26 protein-coding genes and 2 tRNA genes are annotated in these 26368 nt (G+C 66.5%); 22 read left to right on the top strand and 6 right to left on the bottom strand.

Annotated elements, in window-relative coordinates:
* Positions 1–2: 2 nt before the first annotated feature.
* Genes L0D17_RS01120 through L0D17_RS01105 form a run of 4 tightly spaced genes read left to right on the top strand, consistent with a single transcriptional unit; the run spans position 3 to position 5114 of the window.
* On the top strand, positions 3–2444 hold the full coding sequence (locus L0D17_RS01120; protein WP_243093589.1) for a cation-translocating P-type ATPase: 2442 nt from the start codon (positions 3–5) through the stop codon (positions 2442–2444).
* A gap of 22 nt (positions 2445–2466) precedes the next feature.
* Positions 2467–3177: a (Fe-S)-binding protein gene (locus L0D17_RS01115; protein ID WP_243093588.1), complete on the top strand. Its 711-nt coding sequence runs from the start codon at positions 2467–2469 to the stop codon at positions 3175–3177.
* Positions 3167–4561: a LutB/LldF family L-lactate oxidation iron-sulfur protein gene (locus tag L0D17_RS01110; RefSeq protein WP_243093587.1), complete on the top strand. Its 1395-nt coding sequence runs from the start codon at positions 3167–3169 to the stop codon at positions 4559–4561. The genes L0D17_RS01115 and L0D17_RS01110 overlap by 11 nt, the downstream gene beginning before the upstream one ends.
* Entirely contained in the window at positions 4551–5114 is a 564-nt protein-coding gene (locus L0D17_RS01105; protein ID WP_243093586.1) for a LutC/YkgG family protein, read from the top strand. Before L0D17_RS01110 ends, L0D17_RS01105 begins: the two co-directional genes overlap by 11 nt.
* On the opposite strand, the gene lepB is transcribed toward L0D17_RS01105, so the two are convergent.
* On the bottom strand, positions 5107–5913 hold the full coding sequence (gene lepB, locus L0D17_RS01100; protein WP_243093585.1) for a signal peptidase I: 807 nt from the start codon (positions 5911–5913) through the stop codon (positions 5107–5109). The genes L0D17_RS01105 and lepB overlap by 8 nt on opposite strands.
* On the bottom strand, positions 5910–6665 hold the full coding sequence (locus L0D17_RS01095) for a patatin-like phospholipase family protein (RefSeq protein WP_243093584.1): 756 nt from the start codon (positions 6663–6665) through the stop codon (positions 5910–5912). The genes lepB and L0D17_RS01095 overlap by 4 nt, the downstream gene beginning before the upstream one ends.
* 49 nt (positions 6666–6714) lie before the next feature.
* On the opposite strand from L0D17_RS01095, the gene L0D17_RS01090 reads away from it, so the two are divergent.
* On the top strand, positions 6715–7488 hold the full coding sequence (locus tag L0D17_RS01090) for a serine/threonine-protein kinase (protein WP_243093583.1): 774 nt from the start codon (positions 6715–6717) through the stop codon (positions 7486–7488).
* Here the strand turns inward: L0D17_RS01090 and L0D17_RS01085 are convergent.
* Positions 7485–8582 carry an N-acetylmuramoyl-L-alanine amidase gene (locus L0D17_RS01085; protein WP_243093582.1) on the bottom strand — a complete coding sequence of 366 codons (1098 nt, stop codon included), beginning with the start codon at positions 8580–8582 and terminating at the stop codon, positions 7485–7487. The two genes, L0D17_RS01090 and L0D17_RS01085, sit on opposite strands and share 4 nt — an antisense overlap.
* A 48-nt stretch (positions 8583–8630) precedes the next feature.
* Here L0D17_RS01085 and L0D17_RS01080 point away from each other — a divergent pair, with 48 nt between their 5' ends.
* On the top strand, positions 8631–9053 hold the full coding sequence (locus tag L0D17_RS01080) for an OsmC family protein (RefSeq protein WP_243093581.1): 423 nt from the start codon (positions 8631–8633) through the stop codon (positions 9051–9053).
* Positions 9054–9812 carry a type III pantothenate kinase gene (locus L0D17_RS01075; RefSeq protein WP_243093580.1) on the top strand — a complete coding sequence of 253 codons (759 nt, stop codon included), beginning with the start codon at positions 9054–9056 and terminating at the stop codon, positions 9810–9812. It begins immediately after the preceding gene.
* Here the strand turns inward: L0D17_RS01075 and L0D17_RS01070 are convergent.
* Positions 9775–10140 carry an SRA domain-containing endonuclease gene (locus L0D17_RS01070; RefSeq protein WP_071677093.1) on the bottom strand — a complete coding sequence of 122 codons (366 nt, stop codon included), beginning with the start codon at positions 10138–10140 and terminating at the stop codon, positions 9775–9777. The genes L0D17_RS01075 and L0D17_RS01070 overlap by 38 nt on opposite strands.
* 65 nt (positions 10141–10205) lie before the next feature.
* Here L0D17_RS01070 and L0D17_RS01065 point away from each other — a divergent pair.
* The 13 genes from L0D17_RS01065 to L0D17_RS01005 all read left to right on the top strand — a co-directional run bounded on the left by L0D17_RS01065 (position 10206) and on the right by L0D17_RS01005 (position 22596).
* A tRNA-Asp gene (locus L0D17_RS01065) sits at positions 10206–10282 on the top strand.
* Between the two features lies 1 nt (position 10283).
* Positions 10284–10359, top strand: a tRNA-Phe gene (locus L0D17_RS01060).
* A gap of 692 nt (positions 10360–11051) precedes the next feature.
* Positions 11052–12425 carry an HD-GYP domain-containing protein gene (locus L0D17_RS01055; protein ID WP_420855815.1) on the top strand — a complete coding sequence of 458 codons (1374 nt, stop codon included), beginning with the start codon at positions 11052–11054 and terminating at the stop codon, positions 12423–12425.
* 35 nt (positions 12426–12460) lie between these two features.
* Positions 12461–12970, top strand: coding sequence for a DUF5317 domain-containing protein (locus L0D17_RS01050; RefSeq protein WP_071677091.1), 510 nt, complete (start codon positions 12461–12463; stop codon positions 12968–12970).
* A 69-nt stretch (positions 12971–13039) separates the two neighbouring features.
* Positions 13040–14044 carry a homoisocitrate dehydrogenase gene (locus L0D17_RS01045; RefSeq protein WP_243093579.1) on the top strand — a complete coding sequence of 335 codons (1005 nt, stop codon included), beginning with the start codon at positions 13040–13042 and terminating at the stop codon, positions 14042–14044.
* 185 nt (positions 14045–14229) lie between these two features.
* Complete coding sequence (gene pilM, locus L0D17_RS01040) at positions 14230–15363, top strand: type IV pilus assembly protein PilM (protein WP_243093578.1); 1134 nt, start codon at positions 14230–14232, stop codon at positions 15361–15363.
* Positions 15356–15979, top strand: coding sequence for a competence protein (locus L0D17_RS01035; protein WP_039455023.1), 624 nt, complete (start codon positions 15356–15358; stop codon positions 15977–15979). The genes pilM and L0D17_RS01035 overlap by 8 nt, the downstream gene beginning before the upstream one ends.
* A complete protein-coding gene (locus tag L0D17_RS01030; RefSeq protein ID WP_039455466.1) occupies positions 15969–16571 on the top strand; it encodes a type IV pilus inner membrane component PilO in 603 nt (200 codons plus the stop codon). The genes L0D17_RS01035 and L0D17_RS01030 overlap by 11 nt, the downstream gene beginning before the upstream one ends.
* Positions 16568–17503 carry a competence protein gene (locus tag L0D17_RS01025; RefSeq protein WP_243093577.1) on the top strand — a complete coding sequence of 312 codons (936 nt, stop codon included), beginning with the start codon at positions 16568–16570 and terminating at the stop codon, positions 17501–17503. The genes L0D17_RS01030 and L0D17_RS01025 overlap by 4 nt, the downstream gene beginning before the upstream one ends.
* 35 nt (positions 17504–17538) lie before the next feature.
* Positions 17539–19779 carry a secretin N-terminal domain-containing protein gene (locus L0D17_RS01020; protein WP_243093576.1) on the top strand — a complete coding sequence of 747 codons (2241 nt, stop codon included), beginning with the start codon at positions 17539–17541 and terminating at the stop codon, positions 19777–19779.
* A 52-nt stretch (positions 19780–19831) separates the two neighbouring features.
* On the top strand, positions 19832–20983 hold the full coding sequence (gene aroC / locus L0D17_RS01015; RefSeq protein WP_243093575.1) for a chorismate synthase: 1152 nt from the start codon (positions 19832–19834) through the stop codon (positions 20981–20983).
* 19 nt (positions 20984–21002) lie between these two features.
* On the top strand, positions 21003–21557 hold the full coding sequence (locus L0D17_RS01010) for a shikimate kinase (RefSeq protein ID WP_243093574.1): 555 nt from the start codon (positions 21003–21005) through the stop codon (positions 21555–21557).
* Complete coding sequence (locus tag L0D17_RS01005; RefSeq protein ID WP_243093573.1) at positions 21535–22596, top strand: 3-dehydroquinate synthase; 1062 nt, start codon at positions 21535–21537, stop codon at positions 22594–22596. Before L0D17_RS01010 ends, L0D17_RS01005 begins: the two co-directional genes overlap by 23 nt.
* On the opposite strand, the gene rsmF is transcribed toward L0D17_RS01005, so the two are convergent.
* A complete protein-coding gene (rsmF, locus tag L0D17_RS01000; protein WP_243093572.1) occupies positions 22570–23937 on the bottom strand; it encodes a 16S rRNA (cytosine(1407)-C(5))-methyltransferase RsmF in 1368 nt (455 codons plus the stop codon). The two genes, L0D17_RS01005 and rsmF, sit on opposite strands and share 27 nt — an antisense overlap.
* A gap of 53 nt (positions 23938–23990) precedes the next feature.
* Here rsmF and acpS point away from each other — a divergent pair, with 53 nt between their 5' ends.
* Positions 23991–24356 (top strand): holo-ACP synthase, encoded by a 366-nt coding sequence (gene acpS / locus L0D17_RS00995; protein ID WP_243093570.1) that lies wholly within the window; start codon positions 23991–23993, stop codon positions 24354–24356.
* On the opposite strand, the gene L0D17_RS00990 is transcribed toward acpS, so the two are convergent.
* The gene (locus tag L0D17_RS00990) at positions 24346–24918 is read right to left on the bottom strand and encodes a lysophospholipid acyltransferase family protein (RefSeq protein WP_243093568.1); all 573 of its coding nucleotides are present in this window, start codon (positions 24916–24918) and stop codon (positions 24346–24348) included. The genes acpS and L0D17_RS00990 overlap by 11 nt on opposite strands.
* 77 nt (positions 24919–24995) lie before the next feature.
* On the opposite strand from L0D17_RS00990, the gene der reads away from it, so the two are divergent.
* Positions 24996–26297 carry a ribosome biogenesis GTPase Der gene (gene der, locus L0D17_RS00985; RefSeq protein ID WP_243093566.1) on the top strand — a complete coding sequence of 434 codons (1302 nt, stop codon included), beginning with the start codon at positions 24996–24998 and terminating at the stop codon, positions 26295–26297.
* Positions 26298–26368: the final 71 nt, after the last annotated feature.

Genomic DNA, 26368 nt, shown 5'->3' with positions numbered 1-26368 from the left:
CCATGGCCGTTTTAGGACTCAGCGAAGCCGCGGCCCAAGAACGCCTAAAGGTTTACGGCCCCAACGAGATCCCCCGGGGGCGTAAAGTTAGCCCCTGGGTCCTTTTGCTGCGCCAGTTCGTCCACCTCCTGGCCCTCCTTCTTTGGGCCGCCGCAGGGCTCGCCTACCTGGCGGGCACCCCCGAGCTGGCGGTGGCCATCCTGGCGGTCATCGGGGTGAACGGGCTTTTTTCCTTTTGGCAGGAGTACCGGGCCGAGCGCACCGCGGAAGAGCTCCTCAAGCTCGTGCCCCAGCGGGTGATGGTCCTGCGGGATGGGCGCTTCCGCCTCCTGGATGCCCGGGAGCTGGTGCCCGGGGATGTGGTGAAGCTCACCCTGGGCAACCGCGTCCCGGCGGACATCCGCCTTTTGGAAAGCGAAGACTTGGCGGTGGACGCCTCCGCCTTCACCGGGGAAAGCCTGCCGGAAACGCCTGGACCCGGGGACCTGGTCTTGGCCGGCACCCTGGTGGTCCGAGGGGAGGGACTTGGGGAGGTGGTGGCAACGGGAAGGCGCACGCGCCTGGCGGAGATCGCCCGCCTCAGCCAGACGCCTCCCCGGGAGGCCACGCCTTTGGAAAAGGAGCTTCGGCGCCTGGTGCAGACCATCGCCTGGGTGGCCTTGGGCGCTGGCGCGGCCTTCTTCGTCCTCTTCTTGGTGGCCGGGCTGGACCTTTACAAGGCTTTTGTCTTCACCCTTGGCGTCACGGTGGCCTTGGTACCCGAGGGGTTGGTGCCCACCCTCACCCTTTCCCTGGCCGTGGCCGCCCAGCGGATGGCAGCGCGGAAGGCCTTGGTGCGGAGCCTGGAGGCGGTGGAAAACCTCGGGCTTACCACGGTGATTTGCACCGACAAAACGGGGACCCTTACCGAAAACCGCCTCGAGGCCCGCCTCCTCCTCACTCCCCAAGGCGTGGTGCGGCCCGAAGCGGTCCAAGGCCCCCTCCCCTTCCACCTCAAGGTGCTCGCGGACATCCTGGCCACCGAGGAGCTCTCCGGGTTAGACCCCCTGGAGGAGGCCCTAAGGCGCCTGGGGGCGACCTTGGGCGGGAAGCCCCTGGGCCCGGTGGTCCACCGCTACCCCTTTGACCCTAGGCGGCGCCGCTCCGGCTTTGTGGCCGGGAACGTTTTGGTGGTCCAAGGCGCCCCCGAAGCCATCGCCCCCTTAGTGCCCCAGGGCGAAACCCTCCTGGCCCAGGCGGAGGCCTGGGCAGAGGAAGGGTATCGGGTGGTGGCCTTGGCCTACCGGGAGCTTTCCGGCCCGCCCCCCGCCACCGCCGAGGAGGCGGAAAGGGAGCTTCGCTTCCTCGCCCTGGTGGCCCTGGAAGACCCCATCCGCCCCGAAGCGGCGGAGGCGGTGCGCCTGGCCCAGGAAGCGGGGATCCGGGTCCTCATGGTCACCGGGGACCACCCGGCCACGGCGCTGGCCGTGGCCCGAAAAGTGGGGTTGGTTCGGGAAAACCCCACGCTGCTCCTGGGCTCCGAACTTCCCCAAGACCTTGCCCTCTTAGGGGCCCTGGTGGACCGGGACGAGGTGGTCATCGCCCGCTCCACCCCGGAGGACAAGCTCCGCATCACCCAGGCGCTCCAGGCGCGGGGGCACGTGGTGGCCATGACCGGGGATGGGGTGAACGACGCCCCCGCCCTGCGGACGGCCCACGTGGGGGTGGCCATGGGTCTAAGGGGCACGGACGTGGCCCGGGAAGCGGCGGACATCATCCTTTTGGACGACCACTTCGCCACCATCCTCGAGGCCATCCGCCAAGGCCGGGCCACCTACACCAACCTGCGCCGCCTCCTCGCCTACCACCTCACGGACAACGTGGCCGAGCTCTTCCCCTTCTTGGCCTGGGCCTTCACCGGGGGGCGGATCCCCTTGGCGTTGAACGTGCTCCACGTCCTCGCCTTGGACCTGGGCACCGACGCCCTCCCTTCCTTGGCCCTGGGCACCGAACCCCCCGAGGCGGCGGTGATGCGAACCCCCCCGCCCAAAAGTGGCCTAGTGACCCGGGAGGTGCTCCTGAGGGCCCTGGGGGTCCTCGGCCCCCTCGAGGCCCTTTGGACCATGGCCACCTTCCTCCTCGTCCTCTTCCTGGGGAACCATGCGGCGGCGGCCTCGGGAAGCGCCTTCGCCGCCGTGGTCTTCGGCCAAGCGGCCAACGCCCTAGCGAGCCGGAGCGACGTTCATCCCCTTTGGCGCCTGTCCCTCAAAACCAACCCTTTTATGGCCTGGGCCCTTTTGGCGAGCCTTGCTCTCCTCTTCCTCGCCTACACCTCCCCCTTGGCCCAGGCCTTCCACCACGCCTACCCGGGTCCTTGGCTTGGCCTCTCGGTCCTAGCCTTCCCCCTGGTGGCCCTGGGAGACGCCCTTCTTAAGGCGGCTTGGCGGAAGCAGAAGGGCGCGTGAGCGGAGGTATACTGGGGCGCAAATGCGGGTAGCCCTCTTCATCACCTGCCTGGCGGACCAGTTCTTCGCCGAGGCCGGGGTGGCGGCGGTACGGCTTCTAAGGGCCTTGGGGGTGGAGGTGGACTTCCCCGAGGGCCAGACCTGTTGCGGCCAGCCCGCCTTCAACGCCGGCTACTGGGAGGAGGCGAGGCCCTTGGCCCGAAGGACCCTCGAGGTCTTCCGGGAAGCGGACTACGTGGTCCTGCCCTCGGGAAGCTGCGCCAGCATGGTGAAAAACCACTACCCCGAGCTCCTTCCTGGAAGCCAAAAGGCCCTGGACCTCGCCGAGAGGACCTATGAGCTTTCCGCTTTCCTGGTGGGGGTCCTGGGGGTGGAAAAGCTGGGGGAAGGGCTTAAGGGAAAGCGGATCGCCTACCACCACGGCTGCCACGCCCTGAGGGAGCTTGGGGTGCGGGAGGAGCCCCTCCTTCTCCTAAAGGGGGCCGGGGCGGAGCTCGTGCCCTGGGAGGCGGCGGAGGAGTGCTGCGGCTTTGGGGGGCTTTTCTCGGTGAAGCTCCCCGAGGTCTCCTTGGCCATGGCGGACCGCAAGGTCGCCACCTTGCCCCAGGCGGAGGTCTTCACCTCCACGGACGCGGGCTGCCTCCTGCACCTGGCGGGGCGCCTGGCCAAGAAGGGGGTGGGCCTAAAGGTGGCGCCCCTCGCCACCTTGCTTTGGGAGGCGTATGCGGGCTAAGGCCAAGCTTTACCCCAAGGAGGCGGCGAGGCTCCTCCGGGAAAAACCTGGGGTGCGGGAGGCGGTAACAGGGGCCACCCTGCACTTTGATAGGAACCGCCTCAAGGCCTACGCCGAGGTGCCCATCGCCGAGTGGCGGGAGCGGGCCAAGGCCATCAAGGACCACGCGCTGAGCCACCTGGACCAGTACCTGGAGCTGGCGGAAAAGCGGCTAAAGGAAAACGGGGTCCAGGTCCACTACGCTGAGGAGCCGGAGGACGCCCACCGCCTCCTAAGGGAGATCGTAGAGCGGCGCGGGGTGAAGCGGGCGGTGAAGGCCAAGAGCATGCTCACGGAGGAGCTCGGGGTAAACCCCCTCCTGGCCTCCTTGGGGGTGGAGGTCTACGAGACCGACCTGGGGGAGTACCTGATCCAGCTCCTGGGGGAACCCCCAAGCCACATCGTGGGCCCGGCCATCCACCTTTCCCTTAAGGAGATCCAAACGCTTTTCCACGAGCGCTTCGGCACCCCCCTGGACGCCTCCCCCGAGGCCCTGGCCCAGGTGGCCCGCAAGGTGCTCCGGGAGGCCTTCCTCACCGCCGAACTGGGGATTAGCGGGGCCAACTTCCTGGTGGCGGAAACGGGCACCCTGGCCCTCATGGAGAACGAGGGGAACATCCGCCTCTCCACCTCCTTGCCCAAGGTCCACGTGGCCTTCGTGGGGATTGAGAAGCTCCTCCCCCGCTTCCAGGACCTGGCCCTCTTCCTCCCCCTCACCGCCCGGGCGGCCACGGGGCAGCGCCTTTCCACCTTCGTCTCCCTCATCCAAGGCCCCGCCCGAAAGGGGGAGGAGGGCCCCGAGGAGGTGCACGTGGTCCTGGTGGACCACGGCCGCACCGCCCTCCTCGCCGACCCCGAGGCCTGGGAGACCCTAAGGTGCCTCCGCTGCGGGGCCTGCCTCAACGCCTGCCCCGTCTACCGCCAAACCGGGGGCCACCCCTACGGCTACGTCTACTCCGGCCCCATCGGGGCGGTCCTGGACCCCGGGCTCCTCTCCCTGGAGGAGGCGTACCCCCTCCCCTACGCCTCCACCCTCTGCGGGGCCTGCCTCGAGGCCTGCCCCGTCAAGATCCCCATCCCCAAGCTCCTCCTCACCTGGCGCCACCGGGCGGTGGCGGAGGGCCTAAGCCCCGCCTGGGAACGGGCCACGCTCGCCGCCTACCGCAGGGTCATGGAAAGCCCCGCCCTCTACCGCCTCTTCTCCAAGGCCCTCAGGGGCCTGCCCCTCCCCCAGGACCTCCTCCCCCTCCTCAGGGCCTGGACGGAGGGAAGAGGCCCCCTAAAGCCCAGCCCCAAGCCCTTCCACCAGCTCTGGCGGGAGATGGAGGAAGGCCATGGACGCTAGGACCCGCATCCTAAACCGCATCCGGCGGGCCCTGGAGGGCCGCCCCAAGGCCCTTCTTCCCGAACACCCCCACCCGCCCTTCCCCGAGGACCCCATACCCCTCCTCCTGGCGCGCCTGGCGGAAAACGGGGCCGAACCCCACCTCCTTTCCCCTGAAGGGGCCCAGGCCCTCCTGAGGGAACTGGCCCAGGGGCTTCCCGGGGTGGCCTTCGGCCAGGGGGTCCCTACCCCCTTCCGCGAAGGCCTCAACCCCCTCCCCCCCGAGGAGGCCCCTCTGGGGGTTTCCTGGGCGCTTTTCGCCGTGGCGGAAACGGGCACCCTGGCCCTTTCCAGCGCCGACGGGCGCCGGGCCCAGCTCCTCCCCCCCACCCACCTGGTCCTGGTGGAAAGGGAAAGGGTCTACCCCACCCTCCTCCAGGCCTTCCAGGACCTAAAGGAGCTCCCCAGCGCCCTCGGCCTCCACTCCGGCCCCTCCAAGAGCGCGGACATCGGCCAGGTGATGGTGAAGGGGGTCCACGGGCCCGGGAGGCTCATCGTGGCCGTCCTCACTTGAGCCCGTAGACGGGAGGCGGGGAAAGGGGCCTGAGGTTCAGGCGCACCCCCCCCTCCTCCCGCACGACAAGGGGCCACCACACGAAGCTCGCCCGCCCGGCGATGGCCTCCACCGGCACGGGGCCAAAGGTGCGGGAGTCCTCGCTGCCCCCCAGGGTGCGGTTGTCCCCCATGACGAAGTAGTAGCCTTTCCTCAGCTTAATCTTCCCCACCTCGCAGGCCTCGGTAAGGCGGCTGCGGGCTAAGACCTCCTCGGAAGGGGGAAGGAGCATCTCCCTAAGGGGCTTCAAGTAGGCGGGAAGGAGCTCCACGGGAAAATCCCCCTGTTGGGTGATGATCCGGGTCATGCGACCGTCCTTGTAACACACCCCGGGGAAGGAGTCGGGCCAGGGGGAGAGGTGGTCGGTGATGTGCCGCTCGTCCAGGGGGGTTCCGTTCACGTAGACCACCCCCCGCTCCACGTACACCTCGTCCCCCGGCACCGCCACGATGCGCTTAATGAAGAAGGCGCGGAAGGAAAAGCCCAGGACAGGGAAGCGGGCGGTGGCGTAGGGGGTGCCCTCCGGGGGTTTGAGGATGGCGATCTCCCCCCGGCGCCACTCCCGAAGGCCAAAGCGCACGAGCCAAGTCTCCCACTTGGGCACCAGGACCCTTTCGCCGTTTTTCAAGGTGGGGAACATGCTCTGCCCCACCACCCCCACGGTGGTGAAGACGAAGGTGGTGACCAAAAAGGCCACCAGGAGGGCCTCCCCCACCTGGCGAAACCACTCCTTGAAAAGGTATTCCCAAAAGGCCTTCATACCCCTCCTACTCTACCCTCAAGGGCGCGCCTGGCCGCCTCGCGCCCCGCCGCCACGATCTCCTCGAGGCGGCGGAAGTCCTCTACGCCCACCTCGGGAAGGAAAGGCCGCACGTAAACCTCAGGGGCGTAAAGGCTTAAGCGCACGGAGGTGAGGTGGGACTGCATCAGGTCCACCGCTCGCCGGGCCAGGGCGAGAAGCCCCCGGGGACCTTCCTTCAGGGAGCGCTCTGGGGTCACGTCCACGGCGTAAACCTCCGTGGCCCCCAGGAGCCGGGCGGCGTCCACGGGCAGGTTGTCCAAAACGCCCCCGTCAAAGAGAAGCCGCCCTTCCCGCTCCACCGGGGCGAGGAGGCCCGGGTAGGCGGCGGAGGCCAAGACGGCGCTGGGCAGATCGCCTTGGGTGAGGAAAAGGAGCCTTCCCGAGCGCACGTCCACCGCGGTCACCGCCAGGGGGCGCTTAAGCTCGGCGAAGGTGGGAGGGAGGTACTCCGCCAGGAAGTCCTTGAGCTTCCGCCGGGAAAAAAGCCCTTCCCGAGGGGAAAGGCCCAACAGGCCAAGCCACGGGGTCTTCCGGGCGATGGCCAGGATCTCCCCGGGGGCAAGCCCGGCGGCGAAAAAGGCCCCCACGATGGCCCCCATGCTGGTCCCCGCCACCACCTGGAAGGCTAGCCCCGCCTCCAAGAAAACCTCCAAAGCCCCGATGTGGGCGAGGCCCCTGGCCCCACCGCCGGAAAGCGCAAGCCCGCGCACGGGAAAATCCTAAAGGGCCTATGGGTGAAAGAGGTGAGGGGCGGGTATAGTGAGGGCGGTGAGCCTCACCGGGAAGGTGCTCCTGCAAAGGTATCGGGTGGTGCGGCTCTTAGGCCAAGGGGCCCTGGCCAGCGTCTTCCTGGCCTTTGACCGCTTCGGTACCCCTTACGCCCTCAAGGTCTTCCCCCAAGGGGCCAAGGCCCGAAGGGACCGGGAGCTATGGGTGGGGAAAAGGCTTTCCCACCCCAACCTCAACCCCGTCCTCGAGCCCCTGGACCTAGAAGAAGGCCCCGCCCTCCTCCTGGCCTACGCCCCCGGGGAGGAGATGGGCCGCTGGATGCTCCGCCGCCCTGAACGCAAAAGGGCCCTCTTTGTCTTCCGCCAGCTCCTTTCCGCCCTGGCCCACATGCACGAGCAAGGCCTAGTCCACCGGGACGTGAAGCCGGAAAACATCATCGTGGCGGGCACGGACGAGGCCAGGCTGGTGGACTTTGACCTTTCGGGGCCCGCCCTCGAGGCCTTCAAAAAACCCCTCAGGGTGGGCACCCTCCCCTACCTGGCCCCGGAGCAGGTCCTGGGGCAAAGCCCCGGCCCCGAGGCGGACGTCTACGCCGCCGGGGTCATCCTCTACTGGATCCTGGCCGGGGAGCACCCCTTTGTGGGGGCGCCGGAGGAGGTGCTTTGGGGGCACCTTCAAGGCCCCATCCCCGCCGTCCCTGGCCTCGAGGCGGAGCAACAAGCCTTTCTGGAACGCCTCCTGGCCAAAAGCCCGGCGGAGCGTTTCCCCACCGCCAAGGAAGCCCTGGAAGCCCTCCCCTTCTAGCGGGCGAAGGCCCCGTTGGCCAAGAAGGTGAGGACCCCCGCCAAAAGCCCTTGCGCCACCTTGTCCCGGTACGCGGGGTCGGCCAGCCGCCGCCCCTCCACCGGATGGTCGCCGAAGCCGATCTCCACCAAAACCGCCGGCACCTTGGCGTAGCGGAGGACGAAGAGGTCGCCGGGGAAACTACCCCGGTAAGGGCTCCCCGTGGCCTGGGAGAGCTTCCGCCCCAGGGTCTCCGCCAAGCGCTGGCTGTAGCGTTGGTTGGCCTGGGCCACGATGTCGGTGAGGATCCGCTCGGCCACGCCCTGGGCCTCCCGGGTGAGCCTTTGCCCCAAGTCCCCACCCCCGTTTTCCCGGATGACCTGGGCGAGAACCCGGGGGTCCTGGGCCCGGCCGAAGTAGAAGACCTCCACCCCCTGGGCGGTGCGGGTGGGGGTGGCGTTCACGTGAATGGAGATGAAGAGGTTCACCTGGGAGCTATCCGCTAGGGCCGCCCGGCGGGAAAGGTCCTCCCGCTTGTCCGGGGAAAGATGCATGTCCCTATCCCGGGTGAGGCGCACCTCAATCCCCTCCCGCTCAAGAAGGCGCTTCAGGCGAAGGGCCACGTCCAGCACCGCCTCCTTCTCCACCACGTACCCCACCATGCCCGGGTCCACCCCCCCGTGGCCGGGGTCCAGGAGGACCACGGGCCTCGGGGGCTTGGGCGCCTTGGCGCTGGGGGGCGCCTCGGGCTTCGGCTTGGGGGAAGGGGTGGCGGAAGCCTTGAGGCTTATGTCCACCACCAGGCGCTCGGGGTCGCTGTAGCGGCGGGTTTCCACCTCCACTGGCCCCTTTAGGCGCACCAGGACCCGCACCCGCCCCGCCTCGGGCACCGTCTGCACCGAGGCCACTTCCTTGGAGTTCACCACTTGGTCCTTCGCCTCGGCGCTCAGCCCGGTGAGGACCAAGACCAAGAGGTTTTCTTCTTGGGAAAGGGTGTAGGCCACCTCCTTGCCCGGCAGGTCAAAGACCAAGCGCGTGAAGCCCTCGTGCGCCCCCACGCGAGGGAAAGCGTAGGCCAAACTCCATAAGGCCAGAACCCAGGCAAGAACCCGCATTCACGCCTATTCTAGCGGCAAAGCTGAGGGCTTGGTAAAATTTGCCTCATGACGAAGAAGGTGGTGGTTTACAACCTCACGGGGCACCGCTTCCTGGGGGTGAACGAGCAGGGGGACAAGGTGATGATTGACGGGGACCAGCCCGCCACCGGGCCCCGCCCCATGGAACTCCTCCTCATGGCCCTAGGGGCCTGCACCGCCTACGATGTGGTGGACATCATGCGCAAGAAGAAGCAGCCCGTCGCCCGCTACCGGGTGGAGGTGGAGGGGGCGCGGGCGGAAACCCACCCCCGGCGCTACACCCACATCACCGTGACCCACATCGCCTCGGGGCCCAACGTGACCCTCGAGGCCCTGGAACGGGCCGTCCACCTCTCCCACACCAAGTACTGCTCCGTTTCCGCTAGCCTCAACGCCGAGATCACCACCCGGGTGGTCCTGGAACCCTGGGAAGGGGGAGAGGAAGGCTAGATGCTCCTCGCTGTGGACATCGGCAACACCTCCACCGCCCTCGGGGTCTTCGCCGGCGAAGACCTCGTGGCCCACTTCCGCATCCACACCGACCGGATGCGGATGGAAAGCGAGTACCGGGTCCTCCTCAAAAACCTCTTTTCGCTGGACGGCCTCCCGCCCCCCAAGGCCGCCCTCCTCTCCAGCGTGGTCCCCCCGGTGGAGCGGGAGATGAAGGAGGCCATAGAAAAACTCTTCGGCATCCGGGCCCAGGTGGTGGACGCCGAAAGCACGGGCCTTCAGGTCCTCATAGACAACCCAAAGGAGGCGGGGGCGGACCGCCTGGTGAACGCCGTGGGGGCCCTGGGCTACCCAAGCCCCACGGGCCGCTACATCGTGGTGGACTTCGGCACCGCCACCACCTTTGACTTGGTAGAAGCCCCCAACCGCTACCTGGGCGGGGCCATCACCATCGGCCCCCAGACCGCCGCCGACGCCCTCGCCGCCCGCACCGCCAAACTGCCCCGCATAGACCTGGTGCCCCCTAAGGGCGTGGTGGGCAAGAACACCTTGGACGCCTTGCGCTCGGGGCTCGTCCTGGGCTACGCCGCCTTGGTGGAGGGCATGGTGCGCCGCTTCAAGGAGGAGGCAGGGGAGGCCTTGGTCATCGCCACCGGAGGCTTCGCCGGCACCCTCAAGGACCTCTGCCCCTCCTTTGACGTGGTGGACGAGGACCTAACCCTCAAGGGCCTCCTTCGCATCTACAAGGCGCAAGGGTAAACCAGTACACGTACCGCCCCTCCTCTTCCAGAAGAGCGTAGCGCCACCCCTCCACCCGGTAGCACCCGAGCACCCGCCAAACCCCGGGCCCTTCCCGGAGGAAAACCCGAAAAGGGGTCCCCTCCTGGTGGGCCAGGAGAAGCCTCAAGTTGCCCCCCAAGGGCTCCTGGTTTCCCCGTTTCCCTTCCCCCATGTAGAGGATGCGGCCATCCGGAAGGAAGACGTTCCGGTACCCCGACTCCCCCCGGTCCACCAACAAGCTCTGCCGGCCAATCCCCCTCCGGGTGCGGTGAAAGGCGAAGACCTCGGTCCAGGTTAACCTTGACACTTCCCTTTCCCCCGGCTATCATCCTAAGTGCCCGGTCGGACGCCCCCGACCCGGCAAAACCTCTAGGCCCCGTGGTGTAGTTGGTTAACACACCCGCCTGTCACGTGGGAGATCGCGGGTTCGAGTCCCGTCGGGGCCGCCAGGCCGAGGTAGCTCAGTTGGTAGAGCATGCGACTGAAAATCGCAGTGTCGGCGGTTCGATTCCGCCCCTCGGCACCAACCACCGCCCCCAATGGGGCGGTTCTTTTTTGCCCTTGCCCCGGTCCCCCTTCTTGCTAAACTAAACCTGAAGGGGGTGGGAACCTGCGGCAAAATTCCCTAATTCCGGGTGTGCATTTGGGGCAGTAAATTTTCGGCGGATTCGCATTTTTTGGGTATTGCCGGTGTATTCTGGGGTTGCATTTAAAGCGGGCCATTGGGGCCACGTGGGGTAGTTAGCCCCACGGGCCTCTTTGTTGTTCCTCGTATTCCCCCAACCCGGAAGGTTCCCCCCCAAACCAGGACCTCTACCCAGCTGGCAGGCCTTGTGCTAGGCTGGGTAGTGTAAATCTTCGTCGTTCCAAGTTTATGTGGCGGTAATGGCAGTTTTTATCGTGTAGATATCTATTCTTCCCCTCTTGACAGTATTGACAGACCCCCCCTAAAGTGAAAGACAAGCAAACGGGGCCGACCCCCCGGAAGCTGAGGAAAAGGAGGGATGAAGATGAAGAAGCTCATCGCTAAGGCTCTGACGCTCATCGGCTCTCTGATCGCTCTCGGGCTTGCAGCTGGGGCTAGCGCTCACTGGAGGTAAAAGAACTGGCCAGGTTTCTGGCCAGTTTTCCTTTTTCCTCAGAGCATGCTATCCTCATAGCGTGGCACTCCCAAGCTTAAAGAGGTTATTGCAAAGCAAAGGCGTAGATGTACCACCCTTGCGCATCCTTCTCTTTGTTCTCGGTTGCTTCGCAGCCTTTGCGGCCTTAGAAGCTTACCTCTTTTGGCAATACAAAGACAAGCCCCTCCAGTTAAACATTTGGGACCTAATTTTCTGGGCCGGATTGGTTTTTTGGAGTGTCAGGGTAGAAGTTCGTTTACCTCTGAGTGCGGGCATGAGCCAACTCTTTCTCTTCGCGCTCGCGCTACTTATCCTTACCCCACCCTGGGTGGCTCCTTTGGTCGCTTTTTTGGCGCAATGGGGGGGAAGCGTCTGGTACAAAGAACTTTTCAACCGCTCGCAAGATGGGCTTGCCACGGCTTTCGCTGCCCTGGTGTGGACCTTTTTTCAGGAAAACCCCCTCTGGCTAGGGAGCTGGAATCTGAGCGCAGCTTTTGGCATTGTTCTGGCTTCCCTGGCTTTTTTTGTCGCGAATATCGGATCGGTAACGTACATAATCCACCTAGATAGTGGTACCCCTTTTACAGAAGTCTGGCGAAAAAACTTTAACTGGCTTGCCCTCAGCTACATCCTCCTCTCCCCCCTCGCCCTCCTCCTGGCCCGGGCCTACGAGACGCCCCTTATCGGCAACTGGGGGGGGTGGACTGTCCTTATGTTCCTCATCCCCCTCTACTACAGCCGCTTCTACTGGGATGAGAAGGTCAGGCTAGAACAGGCCTTTGATACCACCCTGGAAGTCCTGATGAACGCCCTGGAGGCCAAAGAGCAGGAAACCCGCTTCCACTCCGAGCGCGTGGCGGATATCTCCCGGGACCTGGCCCTGGCCTTCTACAAGGACCAGGCCAAGGCCCAGGACATCTACCGGGCGGCGAGGCTTCACGACATTGGCAAAATCGCCATCCCGGAAGCAGTGCTCTTGAAGCCCGGAAACCTCACGGACGCGGAGTACGCCCTTATCCAAAGCCATCCGCAAAAGGGGGTGGAACTCCTCTCCCCAGCCCGGAAAGTAGCTTTTGACGACCTGGTCTACCGGGTTATCCTCCACCATCACGAGCGCTGGGATGGGCGGGGCTATCCCAAGGGCCTCGCCGGGCACAACATCCCAGACGAGGCCCGCATCGTGGGCCTGGCGGACGCCTACGAGGCCATGACCGCCGGGCGCCCTTACCGGAAGGCACTCACGCCCGAGGAAGCCCTAAAGGAGGTTCAAGAGAACTCCGGCCGCCAGTTTGACCCCGACCTGGTCCGCCTCTTCACCCAACTTTGGGAGCAAAACCCCATCTGGCGTGACCGGGAAACCTACCTCGCAGCAAAGGAGGGATCCTTATTACGCTCTACCTCGCCGCAGCTCTCTTTGGCCTCGGACTCGCCCTCGCCCTCGGAGTCCGGCCCAAGGACCTCGGAGGGATAGACCTAAAGGCCCCTTGGGCCTTCCTCCTCGCCGCCTTGGTGGAGGGAGGGCTCGCCTACGGCACCTACCGGGGTCTTTTCCAACCGGAGTGGGCGGGGCCTTTGGCCAAGTTGGTGGTCCTCCTCTTGGTGGGCTACGGCCTCTACCAAAACCGCCATCTCAAAAGCCTTTACCTGGTCCTGGTGGGGCTCCTTCTTAATACCGCCGTCATTTTCGCCAACGGGGGGCACATGCCCGTGAGCGCCGAGGCCCTGGAACGGGTAGGCCTCGGGGACTTCGTGCCCGTTGTCCAGGCCAAGGGCGATGCCGTGCACGCCCTGTTAGACGAGACCACCCGCCTCCCCTTCCTGGGGGACGTGATTCCTCTACCCCCTTTGCGCAAGGTGGTGAGCCCGGGGGACCTCTTCATCCTGTTGGGCATCGGGGGGGTGGTGGTGGAAGGGGCCCTAAAGTCTAGCCGCCCGCGCCTCACCCGCCGGGAGCAAGCATTGCGGGTTCTCCTGTATCTGGCCCTTGTTTGGCTTCTCTTGGCCCTGCGGGCCTAAGCCCCACCCTCCTCTGCCGAAAGCAGTGTAGTGTATATGGAGGGGGGATACCCCTAACCGGGAGGCAAGATGGCGTACCGCATCTGCTTGATTGAAGGAGACGGCATCGGGCACGAGGTAGTGCCCGCCGCCAGGAAAGTCCTAGAGGCCACCGGGCTCCCGTTGGAGTTCGTGGAGGCCGAAGCCGGCTGGGAAACCTTTGAGCGAAGAGGGACCTCCGTCCCTGAGGAAACCGTAGAGAAGATCCTCTCTTGCCACGCCACCCTCTTCGGGGCCGCCACCAGCCCCACCCGCAAGGTACCGGGCTTCTTCGGGGCCATCCGCTACCTGAGGCGGCGGCTGGACCTTTACGCCAACGTCCGTCCCGCCAAGAGCCGTCCCATCCCGGGAAGCCGCCCTGGGGTGGACCTCATCATCGTGCGGGAGAACACGGAAGGCCTTTACGTGGAACAGGAGCGGCGCTACCTAGACGTGGCCATCGCCGACGCCGTGATTTCCAAGAAGGCCAGCGAGCGCATCGGGCGCGTGGCCCTGAAGCTTGCGGAAAGCCGCCCCCGCAAGACGCTCCACATCGCCCACAAGGCCAATGTCCTGCCCGTGACCCAGGGCCTCTTCCTGGACACGGTGCGGGAGGTGGCTAAGGATTACCCCTTGGTCAACGTGCAGGACATCATCGTGGACAACTGCGCCATGCAGCTTGTCATGCGCCCCGAGCGCTTTGATGTCATCGTCACCACCAACCTCCTGGGGGACATTCTCTCGGACCTCACCGCCGGGCTTGTAGGCGGCCTGGGGCTTGCGCCTTCCGCCAACATCGGGGACACCACGGCGGTGTTTGAACCTGTCCACGGCTCCGCCCCGGATATCGCCGGCAAAGGCATCGCCAACCCCACCGCCACCATCCTTTCCGCCGCCATGATGCTGGACTACCTGGGGGAGAAGGAAGCGGCCAAAAAGGTGGAAAGGGCGGTGGACCTCGTCCTGGAAAAGGGCCCCCGCACCCCCGATTTGGGAGGCACCGCCACCACGGAAGCCTTCACCCAAGCGGTGGTGGAAGCCCTCAAAACCCTCTAACCCCTGGCGCCAGGACCCTCCCCGCCTGAACGGGGAGGGTTAAGTGCCCTTTAAGGCTCCTTCGGTAAACTGAGACCATCTACCCTTAGGGCCCCTTTCCCAACCGCCCTAAGTGGTATACACTACAGCTAGGTTCGCCTATGACTTCGGACTCGGTTGTCCACGCAGCTTGATAAGGAGGTGCCGTGTTCTCGGGTTTGAGCAAGCTATTTAGACCCAGGGTGGAGGCCTTGGGCCTCGAGGTGGGCGCCTCCAGCCTGAAGCTGGTGGAGCTTTCCGGCCACCCGCCCGTCCTCCGGGCCTACGCCACCCGCCCCCTCCCTCCCGGCACCGTGGTGGACGGGATGGTGACGGAGCCCGGGGCCTTATCCCAGGAAATCCGCGAGCTTCTCGGCGAGGCCCGGACGAAGAAGCGGTACGTGGTGAGCGCCGTGCCCAACCCCGCCGTCATCCTACGCACCCTCCAAGTGCCCAAGATGCCCCCCAAGGAGATGGAGGAGGCGGTGCGTTGGGAGGCGGAGCGCTACATTCCCTTCCCCATAGACGAGGTCATCCTGGACTTCGCCCCCCTGGACCCCTTGGCCGAGGTGGCGGAAGGGGAGCAGATGGAGGTCATGGTGGCGGCGGCCCGCCAGGAGGCCGTGGCCGGCCTCATTGAGGCCCTGCGGGGGGCGGGGCTTACCCCGGTGGTCCTGGACGTCAAGCCCTTCGCCGGGCTTTACCCCTTGGAGGAAGAGCTCACCAAGGAGCCGGACCGGGTCACGGTGGCGGTGGAGATTGGGGCGGAAAGCACCAGCCTGGTCCTCACCCGGGGGGACCGCCCCCTGGCGGTGCGCGTCCTCACCCTTTCGGGCAAGGACTTCACCGAGGCCATCGCCAAGACCTTCGGCCTGGACTTCCTCACCGCCGAGGACGTCAAGCGCACCTACGGCCTCGCCACCATCCCCACCGAGGACGAGGAGCTCCTCTTGGACTTTGACGCCGAGCGGGAACGGTATAGCCCCGCCCGCATCTACGACGCCATCCGGCCCATCCTCGTAGACTTGACGCAGGAAATCCGCCGCAGCCTTGAGTTCTTCCGAGTCCAGCTCGGGGACATCCAACCCGAGGTGGGCTACCTCTACGGGGGCGGAAGCCGCTTGAGAGGGCTCGCCACCTTGCTCACCGACACCCTGGGGGTCAACTTCCAGGTGCCCGACCCCTGGGCGAGCATCCAGGTGGACCCCAAGCGCTTTGACCTGGAGAAGCTACGGGAAGCGGGGCCCGAGCTCATGGTGCCCATGGGCCTGGCCCTGAGGGGGGTGAGTCCCCTTGATTAGGCTAAACCTCCTGCCCAAGAACCTGCGCCGCCGGGTGGAGCCCGGCTGGTGGCGGCTGGCGGCGGCGCTATTCGCCCTGGTGGTCCTCCTCACCCTGGGCTTCCTGCACTACACCGCCTACACCGAGCTTTCCCTGGCCAAGGAGGAGCGGGACGCCCTAAGGGCCGAGGTGGAGGCGCTAAAGCCCTTCATCCAGGAGCAAAATCGTCTGCAGCAGGAGAGGAAGGCCCTCGAGGCCCTCCTCTCCATCCGGGAGGGCTTGCGCAAGAACTTCGTCCCCTGGTCCGAGTACCTGGCGGCCTTCATCAACCAAATCCCCCGGGAAGGGGGGCGCTTCCCCGTGGCGCTTCGCTCCGTGGGCACCCGGGCCCTCACGGAGGAGGAAGCGGCGCAACAAGCGCAAAACGGGGCCTTTGACGGCAAGAAGGTGCGGGTGGAGTTCACCCTCCAGGGGGAAGCCCTGAACCAAAACGCCTTGGTGCGCTTCATCCAGGCCTTTGAAACCTCGCCCCGCTTCGGCATAGAGTTTCAGGGGGCTTCCTTGGACCAGAACCGGGGCATTTACACCTTTAGCGCCCGGGTGGGTGCGGTGGGGGGTGAGCAAGGTGCTCGCTAGGCTGGGGCAGCGGGAGTGGGCCCTCATCACCATCTTCCTCACGGTGGTGGTGGCCCTCCTCTGGTACTTCCTCCTTATCGTTCCCCTCCGGCAGGAAACCGAGGCCGTGCGTCAGGAGATCCAAACCCTCATCCCCGAGCGGGACCGGGGCCGCCAGGCGCAACGGGCCCTCCCCGAGCTCCGGGCAGCCATCGCCCAGCTCCAAGCGGAGCGCCAAGCCTTCCTCAGGGCGCTTCCCCGGGAGGAGCGGCTAGCCCAGGTGCTGAACGAGATCCTGGGCGAAGCCCTGCGCAGCGGGGTGACGGTGCGGTCCTTCACCCGCTCCCCCACCTCGGCCCCCGTGCCCGAGGTGCGGGCGGTGAACCTGGCCCTATCCCTGGAGGGGCCTTTCCCGGAAACCTACGCTTACCTAAGGCGCCTGGAAAGCCTCTCCCGCTTTAGCTCCCTTTCCGGGATCAACCTGAGCGTCCAGGGCCAGGACCTGAACCCCCTCTTGAGCACCAGCCTGACCCTGACCCTTTACATGCTGGCCAAGGATCTGGAGAGCGCCGGCACGCCTTCCGGCCAGCAAGGCCAAGGAGGTGAGCGGTGAAGGAAGCCCTCGCGCGCCTCGCCCAGGCCTGGCGGAACCTGCCCCAGTCCACCAAAATCCTCCTCGCAGGGCTACTCCTGGTGAGCGCCATCAGCTTGTGGTACGTGGGCTTTTACCTGCCGGCCCAAACACCGGTGACGGTGGAAGCGCCCCAAGCCCCCACGGGGGAAACGCCCAAGACCCTCGAGGCTCCCCCCATCCCCCCGCTCGCCGAGCCCACCCCGAGCCGGCCCGCCGCTCCTTCCCAGGCCGCAGCCCCCCAAACCCCCACGTCCCAGGCGGAGGCCGCCAAGGCCACTCCCCTCCCGGTGCTGCCCCAGGCCAAGCAGGAGGCCCCGCCCCCGAACCCCTTCGTGCCCCTGGTGGTGGAGGCCCCGCCCCCAGCTCCCTCGCCCACGCCCACCCCATCCATCCGGCCCCAGCCCGTTCCCACGGGGGCCCCGGTGCGGGTAAGCCAGGGCACCCCCTTGCCCACGCCCCAGGTGGCCACCGCTCCCAGGCCCCTTCCGGGCACCCAGGGCGCCCTTCCCGCCCCCAAGGTCCTCACCCCCACCCCCAAGGCGGCGGTCCCGGCCGCCCAAGTGGAAGCGGGCGTGGCCTTGACCCCGCCGGCAACATTGGTGGAAGCCCCCTTAGCCCAAGAGGAGGCCACCCAAGGGACCCGGGAAGCGCCGCAAACTCCTGGGGCCAAGACCCCCCTCGAGGCCCTGGTGGCGGAAAAGGGCCTGAAGCTTTCCGGCACCCTCTTGGGCCCGGTGAGCGTGGCCATTTTGGAAAGCAAGGAGGGCTACCTGGTGTTGCCCGTGGGTAGCCAAATCCCCGGCACCGAGGCGGTGGTGCGGCGCATAGAGGGCGACCGCATCACCTTGGCTTTAAAAGAAGAAACGTTAGACCTGGCGATTTTACAAACGCAAGCGGGAGGTGGTCAGTGAGAAAATCGCTTATTAAGGCATTTACCCTAGTTCCCTTGGCCTTAAGCCTCGTGGCCCTGGCGGGAAGCCTTCCGGACGAGCCCCGCTTCGCCGCCAAGGTGGACTTGAAGGTTTCGGAAAGCCAGGTGCGGGCTGGGGCCACCTTGCCCCTGGACGTGGTCCTGGAAGCCCTGGCCAAGAGCGTGGGCCTTCAGCCCCTCATCTACCGGGCTTACGACGCCTCGGGGGATCCGGCCAAGGCCCAACCCCCCTTGCCCAACGTGAAGCTGGACTTCCAAGGAAAGCCCTTCCGCGAGGTCTGGGACCTCCTCTTCGCCACCTACGGGGCCCAGTTCAACCTGGATTACCTCTTCCTGCCCCCGGATGTGGTGGTGGTGGCCCCCACCCAGGTGATCACCGCCTTGGTGGACGCCCCAAGCCGCGCCGGAGCGGCGGAGCGGAGGCCCTACGTGGTGGGCATTCCCGAGGTGGCCTACCGACGAACCGAGGTGGACGCCCAGGGCCAGGTGCGCACCGTGGTCAACATTGACGGGGCCAAAACCTGGGTGCAGAACGACCTTCTCCCCTTCCTCTCCCGGGAAGCCGCCGGGCTCAACGTGAACTGGATCGTGGTGGAGGAAGGGGGCCGCCTCAAGGCCATCCTCTCCGTCCTGGCCACCCCGGAGCAACACGCCCGCTTCTCCGACATCCTGCAACGGGCGGGGATTGACTTTAGGCCCCTTCCAGCCCTGGCCCAGCCCAAGCCCCGCTTGGAGCGGGCTTACACCCTGGAACACGCCACCTTCCCCGAACTCCTCGCCTTCCTCCAAGGCCAGGTGCCAGGGGCCCAAATCAGCGTGGTGCCCACGAACCCCAAGCGGGCCCTCGTCCTGGCCACAGAGGAGGACCACGCCCGCTTGAGCGAGCTCCTCAAGGCCGCCGACGTCCCCAAGCCCCCGGCCAAGGTGCGCCGTGTCTACACCTTGCAAAACCTCACCTTCCCCGAAGCGCAAGAGCGCCTAAAGCCCCTCCTGGAGAAGGAGGTCCCCCAGGCCCGCCTGGAGAGCATCCCCGGGAACCCCAAGGCCCTCCTCCTGGAGGCCACGGAGGCCGACCAAGCCCTCTTCGCCGAACTTCTCAAGGCGGCGGACGTGCCTGCACAGGTCCCCGCGCCCGCCCAAGAGGCCACGGTAAGGCGCCTCTACCCCTTGCGCTTCGCCGACGCCGAGAAGGTGGCCCCCTTCCTGGCCCGGGAGGTGCCGGGGATCGTGGTCCAGACCGTGCCGGGCCAGCCCGTCCTCTCCGTGCGGGGCACGGAGAAGCAGCTCAGCGAGGTGGAAAACCTCCTCACGCAGATTGACCGGGCCCCCGAGCAGGGCCCCCCGGTCTTCCAGCGGGCTTACCAGCTTTCCAACGCCAAGGCCGCCGAGCTGGCCAAGGTCCTCCAGGAGGCGCTGCAGGCAAGGCAGCCCCAAGAGCAAGGCCAGCAAGCGGCCCAGCCCGCCCGCCGCCCGGCCACGGTGGTGGCGGACGAGCGCACCAACACCCTCATCGTCACCGGGACCCAGGAGGACTTGGCCCTGGTGGAGGGGCTCATCCCCCGGCTGGACCAGGCGGTGCCCCAGGTGAACCTTAGGGTGCGCATCCAGGAGGTGCAGTCCAACCTGAGCCGCAACCTGGGCGTCAAGTGGAACACGGTGGCCGGGGGGAACGTGGTGGCCAGCATCCTGGACTCTGGGCTTTCCCTCATCTTTGACTCCACCCGAAGCCTCGCCGCCTTGAACATCCTCGCCACCCTCGAGGCCCTCCAGCGCCAAGGCCTCTCCCGGGCCCTTAGGGACGTGAACCAGACCGTCCTGAACAACCAGACCGCCCGCCTGCAGTCCGGGGAAACCTTCCTCATCCGCCGGGTGGTGGGGGACCGGGTGGAGCGGGTGCCCTTTGACATCGGCATCATCGTGGAGGTCACCCCCCAGATCACCGCCGACGGGCAGATCCTCCTGAACATCAAGGCCGAGGTTTCCGGCAACGTCCAGCGCAACCCCGTGGACGGGGACGTGGACCGCTTCACCAAGCAGGTGGTGACCACCACCCTCCGGGTGCGGGACGGGCAGACCGTGGTCCTGGGGGGCCTCACCTCCCAGGAAACCAACCAGACGGAGCAGGGCGTGCCCCTCCTCATGGACATCCCCCTCATCGGGGAACTCTTCAAGCAACGCACGGGGGAAAACACCGACCGGGAACTTTTGGTGGTCATCACCGCCGACATCCTTAAGGAAACGGCGCAAACCCGGTGAAGGGCCCTTGGCCGAGGGGGCGGGAAGTTCCCGCCCCCTTTACAATGTCCCCATGAGGTTCCTCACGGCAGGCGAGTCCCACGGCCCCGAGCTTTTGGCCATCATTGAGGGGCTTCCCGCCGGGCTACCCCTCACGGAGGCGGACATCAACCCCTGGCTGGAAAAGCGGCAAAAGGGCTACGGCCGGGGGCGGCGCATGGCCATTGAAACGGACCGCGTGGAGTTCCGGGCCGGGGTGCGGGCCGGGCGCACCACCGGGGCCCCCGTGGCCTTGGCCATCCGGAACGCCGACCACCGCAACTGGCTGGAGATCATGGACCCCGCCCCCGGCAACGAGCCCCGCAAAAAGGCCCTCACCGCCGCCCGTCCCGGCCACGCCGATCTGGCGGGGGGCATCAAGTACGGGCACAAGGACCTGCGGGACGTGTTGGAAAGGGCCAGCGCCCGGGAAACCGCCATGCGGGTGGCGGTGGGGGCGGTGGCCATGAAGCTCCTCTCCCTCCTGGGGGTGGAAGGGGTGGGGTACGTGGCGGGGATGGCGGGGGTGTGGAGCCAGGTCCCCTTCGCCTGGGAGCTCGTGCCCCGCATAGAGGAAAGCCCGGTGCGCATGACCGACCCCGAGGCGGAGGCCGAGGTGATCCGCCGCGTTGACCAGGCCAAGGCGGAAGGGGACACCCTGGGCGGGGTCATTGAAGCCCGCTTCCGCGGCCTGGTGCCCGGCCTCGGCAGCCACGTCCACTGGGACCGGAAGCTGGACGGCCGCCTGGCCCAGATGGCCCTCTCCATCCCGGCGGTCAAGGGGGTGGAGATCGGCCCCGCCTTTGAGAACGCCATGAAGCGGGGCTCGGAGGTGCACGACGCCATCTACTGGAGCCCGGAGCGGGGGTTTTACCGCAAGACCAACCGGGCTGGGGGGCTGGAAGGGGGCATGACCACGGGGGAGGAGCTGGTGGTGCGGGCCGCCCTCAAACCCATCGCCACCCTCATGCGCCCCCTGCCCACGGTGGACGTGGTGACCCACGAGCCCAAGGACGCCGCCCGGGAGCGCTCGGACACCACCGCCGTGCCCGCCGCCAGCGTGATCCTTTGCGCCCTTTCCGCCATCGTCTTGGCCCAGGCCTACCTGGAGAAGTTTGGCGGGGACACCCTGGAAGAGATCCAGGAGCGGGTGGCCCGCTACCGGGAGCGAGCTCTCCAATACTAGCGGGGCGTAGGATAGGTCCATGGCCCGCCTCGAGGTCCCCCGCCCCGCCACCTTCATCAGCCTCACCGGCTTCATGGGGGTGGGGAAAAGCCGCATCGGGCGGGAGTTGGCCCGCGCCCTAATGCTTCACTTCATAGACCTGGACCGCTACATTGAACGGCGAACCGGCCTTTCCATCCCCGACATCTTCCGCCACCTGGGAGAGGAGGCCTTCCGCCGCATGGAGAAGGAGGCGGTGCGGGAGCTTTTGGCCAAGGACTTCCTGGTCCTCTCCTTGGGCGGGGGGACCTTCGTGGACCCGGAAAGCCGCTCCCTCCTCCTCGCCCGGGGCCCGGTGGTGGCCCTCTGGGCCAGCCCGGAAACCATTCTGGAGCGGGCCACGAGAAAACCGGGGGAAAGGCCCCTTCTGCAGGTGGAAAACCCTCTGGAGCGCATCCGCGCCCTCCTCGAGGCCCGCACCCCCATCTACCGAGAGGCCCACGTGCACGTGTCCACCGACCACCGCAAGGTGGAAGAGGTGGTGGAGGAGATCGTGGAGAAGCTTTGGGCGTATGCAAGGGCTAAGCGTGCGTAATCCTGTTCCCTACCCCATCCTCATCGGGGAGGGCGTCTTGGCCGAGGTGCGGGTGGAAGGCCCCCTGGCCCTCCTCTACGACCGCAAGGTGGAGGCCTTCGCCCTGGAGGTGGCGGAGGCTTTGGGCGTGGTCCACCGCCTGGGCCTGGAAGGGGGGGAAGGGGCGAAGACCCTTGCGGTCTACGGAGAGGTCCTTTCCTTCCTGGCGGCGCGGGGCCTGCCCCGGAACACCACCCTCCTGGTGGTGGGCGGGGGCACCCTCACGGACCTGGGGGGGTTCGTGGCCGCCACCTACCTGAGGGGGATACCCTACCTGGCCTTTCCCACCACCACCTTGGCGGTGGTGGACGCCAGCGTGGGGGGCAAGACGGGCTTAAACCTCCCCGAGGGGAAGAACCTGGTGGGGGCCTTCCACTTCCCCTTGGGGGTCTACGCCGAGCTCAAAACGCTCAGGACCCTCCCTCCCGCCACCTTCAAAGAAGGGCTGGTGGAGGCCTTCAAGCACGGGATCATTCAGGGGGATGAGGCCCTTTTTGCGGTGGAGGACTTAACCCCGGAAAGCCCCCGCCTAGAGGGCTATTTAGCCCGGGCGGTGGCGGTGAAGGTGGCCATCACGGAAAAGGACCCCTTGGAGAAGGGGGAGAGGAGGCTTTTGAACCTGGGCCACACCCTGGGACACGCCCTCGAGGCCCACACCCGCCACGCCCTACCCCACGGGGCGGCGGTGGCCTACGGCCTCCTCTTCGCCACTTTTCTGGGCAGGCTCCTCGGGGGCGAGGACCTCACCCCCTTGACCCTGCGCCTTCTCCGCTGGCTCTCCCCTCCTCCCCTGCCCCCCATCCCCCTGGAGGCTCTCCTCCCCTACCTGGAACGGGACAAGAAAAAACGCTCGGAAAGCCTCCACTGGGTGGTGCCCATGGCCTTGGGCCAACTCGCCGTGCGGCCCGTCCCGGAAGCGGTGGTCCGGGAAGCGTACGGGGCCTGGCAGGAAGCCCTGGAAGGGCAAGGGTTATTAAAGCCCCAACCCCACGGGCCGTAGCACCCCTCCCTTGGCCTTGCCGAAGTCCAAAGGGAACTCCCCCACCCCCGTCCGCAGCACCACCAAGGCCAAGGCCACGTCTCCCCCCTCCCACCCCACCTCTTCCCCCGTGGCGAAGGCAAGGGCCCTGGGATCTTCCGGCGCTAGGGCCAGCCGGGGAAGCCTCGGCCAAGGCAAGGTGGCCCCGAAGGCCAGGGCCAGGGCCTTGGCGGGGCGGAAACGCCCCTTTTGCGCCAGGCCCAGGTAAAGCCCTGGGGCCGGGGCCTTAAGCCCCGCCAGGGATGGAAGCCCCTCGGGCAGGAGGTAGAGGTGCCCGGCCCGCTCCAGGATAGGCCCCTCCAGGGATAGCTCCGCCTCCTGCAAAAAAGCGGAAAGCACCCGCTTGGCCTCTTGGGAAAGGGGTGGAACCCGCTCCAGCCTGGGGGTGGCCCAAGCGCCTTCTCGCCGCCGGAAGCGGGCGAGGAAGTGGCCCTCGCCCTGAAGGCGGTGGGGCCAGAGCCGGGCGGTCTTGGCCAGCCCGGGGTTGCCGTCCCCCCAGTCCGGCACCCCGGGGGAAAAAAGGGGATGGAAGCGGGCATCCTCCAGAAGGAAGTCGGGATGCGCCCTCAGGAAGTGGGCCACCACCCCCTCGTTTTCCTCGGGGGCGAAGGTGCAGGTGGAGTAAACCAAGACCCCCTCCGGTCCCACCAGCCGGGCAGCCTGGGCCAGAAGGGCCTTCTGCACCTCGCTCGCCCGCTTGGGAGCGGAGGGTCCCCAGTAGCGGATGGCCTCTGGGTCCTTGCGGAACATGCCTTCCCCCGAGCACGGGGCGTCCAAAAGCACCCGGTGGAAGTAAGCGCCGAAGGCCTCCGCCAGGGCCCGTGGTGGGGCCTGGGTCACCCCCAGGCGTGCCCCCCAACGCTCCACGTTTTCCAGGAGCCCCCACACCCGCTTCCCGTCCACCTCGTTGGCCAGGAGAAGCCCCTCCCCCCGCATCCTCGCCGCCAGGTGCGTGGTCTTCCCCCCCGGGGCTGCCGCCAGGTCCAAGACCCGCTCCCCCGGCTTCGGGTCCAAGAGCACCCCCACCGCCTGGGCGCTCGGCTCCTGGATGTAGTAAAGCCCGGCGTAGAAAAAAGGGTGAGGGCCAGGCCGGGCCTCCTCGGGGTAGTAGAACCCCTCGGGGCACCAGGGAATGGGGGCCAAAGGCCAGGGGGAAATCCTTAGGAAGTCCGCTGGGGAAAGCCTCAGCGTGTTCACCCGAAGCCCGTAGGTCCTCTCCCCTTGGGTGAGGGCCCGGAGGAAGGCGGGAAACTCCTCCCCCAAAAGCTCGGCCATGCGGGAGAGGAAAGCCCTCGGCAACACCCGTGTACCCTAGCACGGGCAAGCCCTTCCCCTCAAGGCGGTAGACTGGTCCCGTGATCCAAGCCGTGGGCGCCGATCTGGTGGAAATCGCGCGGGTGCGAAAGCTCCTGGAACGCCACGGGGAAAGGATCCTAAAGCGGCTCTTCACCGAGGAAGAGCTAGCCTACGCCCTGGCCCACCGGGACCCCGCCCCAAGCCTCGCCGCCCGCTTGGCCGCCAAGGAGGCCTTTCAGAAGTGTTGGCCCAGGCCTCTTTCCTGGCGGGACGTCTGGGTGGGGCTAGAGGGAAAGCGGCCCGTGCTACGGTTTGCGCCAGGGCTACAGACCGAACTCCAGAACGAGGGCCTCCGCGCCCACCTCACCCTCAGCCACGAGCGGGGCATGGCCCTGGCAGTGGTGGTCCTGGAGGTCAGGCGCTGAGTTCCCCCGCCTCTTCCCGGATGCGGATGGGTCCCTGCTTCTCCGGCCTCAGGCCCACCTTGTCCTGGTAAAAGGCGCGGATCTCCGCAAAATCCCGCCTCAAGTCCCCCGTGGGGTAAAGATACCCCCCGATGCCCACCTCCTTCCGGCGGAAGTCGGCGTACCCCAAGGCGATGGGCACCCCCGCCTTTAGGGCCATATAGTAAAAGCCCGTGCGCCAGTAAGGGGCCTCCCCCCGGGTGCCCTCGGGGGTGATGAGAACGGCCAGCTTTTCCCGCTTCAGGATCTCCGCCACCTGGTCCACCAGGTTGCTCCGCTTGGATCGGTCCACGGGTATGCCCCCCAGAAAACGCAAAAACCACCCCAGGGGAGGGCGAAAAAGCTCCTTCTTGCCGAGCCACCGGGCACGGATCCCCAAGGCCCAAAGGGCCAGGATCCCGATGAAAAAGTCCCAGTTGGAGGTGTGCGGCGCCCCAATGAGCACGTAGCTTCCCTCTGGGGGCGGAGGCATGTGGTAGCGCCACCCAAGCCGCCGGAGTACCCAACCCGCTATCCTCTGCATCCCAAGAAGTATACCCCCTATGGTAAACTGCCAAAAGGCGGGGTGGGGGCTTCCCACCCCTCTTTCGTGGGGTAAAGATGCACAAAGTCGTCATCGTAGGCCGGCCCAACGTGGGCAAATCCAGCCTTTTCAACCGCCTCCTGGGCAAGCGGAGCGCGGTGGTGGCCGACGTGCCCGGGGTCACCCGCGACCTCAAAGAGGGCGTGGTGGAAACGGAAAAAGGGCGCTTTCTCTTGGTGGACACCGGGGGGCTTTGGTCGGGAGACCGGTGGGAGAAAAAAATCCAAGAAAAAGTGGACAAAGCCCTTCAGGACGCCGAGGTGGTCCTCTTCGCCGTGGACGGCCGCGCCGAGCTAACCCCGGCGGACTACGAGGTGGCGGAATACCTGCGCAAAAAGGGAAAGCCCGTGATCCTGGTGGCCACCAAGGTGGACGACCCCAAGCACGAGGCCTACCTGGGCTCCCTTTATGCCCTGGGGTTTGGCGACCCCATCCCCACCTCCAGCGAACACGCCCGGGGGTTGGACGACCTTCTGGAAGCCATCTGGCAGAAACTCCCCGTAAAGCAGATTGACACCGAGCCCGAGGTGGCGGCCATCCGCTTGGCCATCGTGGGCCGCCCCAATGCCGGCAAGAGTAGCCTGCTCAACGCCATCCTGGGGGAAGAGCGGGTGATCGTTTCCGAGGAGCCCGGCACCACCCGGGACGCCATAGACGTGGAGTTCTTTTTCGGCGGCCAGCGCTTCATCCTGGTGGACACCGCCGGCATCCGCAAGCGCCCGGAAAGCCTGGTGGAGGAGCTCGCCATCCAGCGGAGCCTTCGGGCCCTTGAGGAGGCGGATGTGGCCCTTTTGGTGATTGACCCCTTCCAGGTGGGCGACCGGGAGCTGAAGCTCGCCAACCACGCCATGGAAAAGGGCAAACCCACCCTTCTGGTCATCACCAAGTGGGACCTGGTGACCAAGGAGGATGCGCCCAAGGTCCGCCGGGAGCTTAAGGAAAAGCTCGCCCACCTGGAGCACCTGCCCCGGGTCTTCACCTCCGCCTTCACCCGGCAAAACCTGGACAAGATCTTCCGCGAGGCGGCGCGCCTTCACGAACTCAACCACACCCGTATCCCCACGGCGGAGCTCAACCGCTTCGTCAGCGTCTGGACCACCAAGGTGCAGATGCCCAACTTCAAGGGCAAGCCCCTAAAGATTCTCTACGCCACTCAGCCGGAAGTCGCCCCCCCCACCTTCGTCTTCTTTGTAAACCATCCCGAGTTCGTCACCCGCGCCTTTGAGAACTACCTAAAAAACCGCATCGGCGAGGACCTCGGGCTTAAGGAAATCCCCTTCCGCCTCCTCTTCCGCGGTCGGCGGCAAGAGACCCCTTGACACACGTTTTGGCCTTTGGTACTCTTTTCTTTGCGCTGCCTGGTGGGCGGCGGGGGATCTTGAAAGCTGGG

Source organism: Thermus thalpophilus (genome assembly GCF_022760915.1).
Taxonomy (GTDB): Bacteria; Deinococcota; Deinococci; order Deinococcales; family Thermaceae; genus Thermus; species Thermus thalpophilus.
This window is presented reverse-complemented; position numbering and strand designations above follow the sequence as displayed.

Excerpts from the sequence above, each read along its gene's own strand:
- L0D17_RS01120 (WP_243093589.1), top strand. The coding sequence starts at position 3 with ATGGCCGTTTTAGGACTCAGCGAAGCCGCGGCCCAAGAACGCCTAAAG.
- L0D17_RS01115 (WP_243093588.1), top strand. The coding sequence starts at position 2,467 with ATGCGGGTAGCCCTCTTCATCACCTGCCTGGCGGACCAGTTCTTCGCC.
- L0D17_RS01110 (WP_243093587.1), top strand. The coding sequence starts at position 3,167 with ATGCGGGCTAAGGCCAAGCTTTACCCCAAGGAGGCGGCGAGGCTCCTC.
- L0D17_RS01105 (WP_243093586.1), top strand. The coding sequence starts at position 4,551 with ATGGACGCTAGGACCCGCATCCTAAACCGCATCCGGCGGGCCCTGGAG.
- lepB (WP_243093585.1), bottom strand. The coding sequence starts at position 5,913 with ATGAAGGCCTTTTGGGAATACCTTTTCAAGGAGTGGTTTCGCCAGGTG.
- L0D17_RS01085 (WP_243093582.1), bottom strand. The coding sequence starts at position 8,582 with ATGCGGGTTCTTGCCTGGGTTCTGGCCTTATGGAGTTTGGCCTACGCT.
- L0D17_RS01080 (WP_243093581.1), top strand. The coding sequence starts at position 8,631 with ATGACGAAGAAGGTGGTGGTTTACAACCTCACGGGGCACCGCTTCCTG.
- L0D17_RS01075 (WP_243093580.1), top strand. The coding sequence starts at position 9,054 with ATGCTCCTCGCTGTGGACATCGGCAACACCTCCACCGCCCTCGGGGTC.
- L0D17_RS01045 (WP_243093579.1), top strand. The coding sequence starts at position 13,040 with ATGGCGTACCGCATCTGCTTGATTGAAGGAGACGGCATCGGGCACGAG.
- aroC (WP_243093575.1), top strand. The coding sequence starts at position 19,832 with ATGAGGTTCCTCACGGCAGGCGAGTCCCACGGCCCCGAGCTTTTGGCC.
- L0D17_RS01010 (WP_243093574.1), top strand. The coding sequence starts at position 21,003 with ATGGCCCGCCTCGAGGTCCCCCGCCCCGCCACCTTCATCAGCCTCACC.
- L0D17_RS01005 (WP_243093573.1), top strand. The coding sequence starts at position 21,535 with ATGCAAGGGCTAAGCGTGCGTAATCCTGTTCCCTACCCCATCCTCATC.
- L0D17_RS00990 (WP_243093568.1), bottom strand. The coding sequence starts at position 24,918 with ATGCAGAGGATAGCGGGTTGGGTACTCCGGCGGCTTGGGTGGCGCTAC.
- der (WP_243093566.1), top strand. The coding sequence starts at position 24,996 with ATGCACAAAGTCGTCATCGTAGGCCGGCCCAACGTGGGCAAATCCAGC.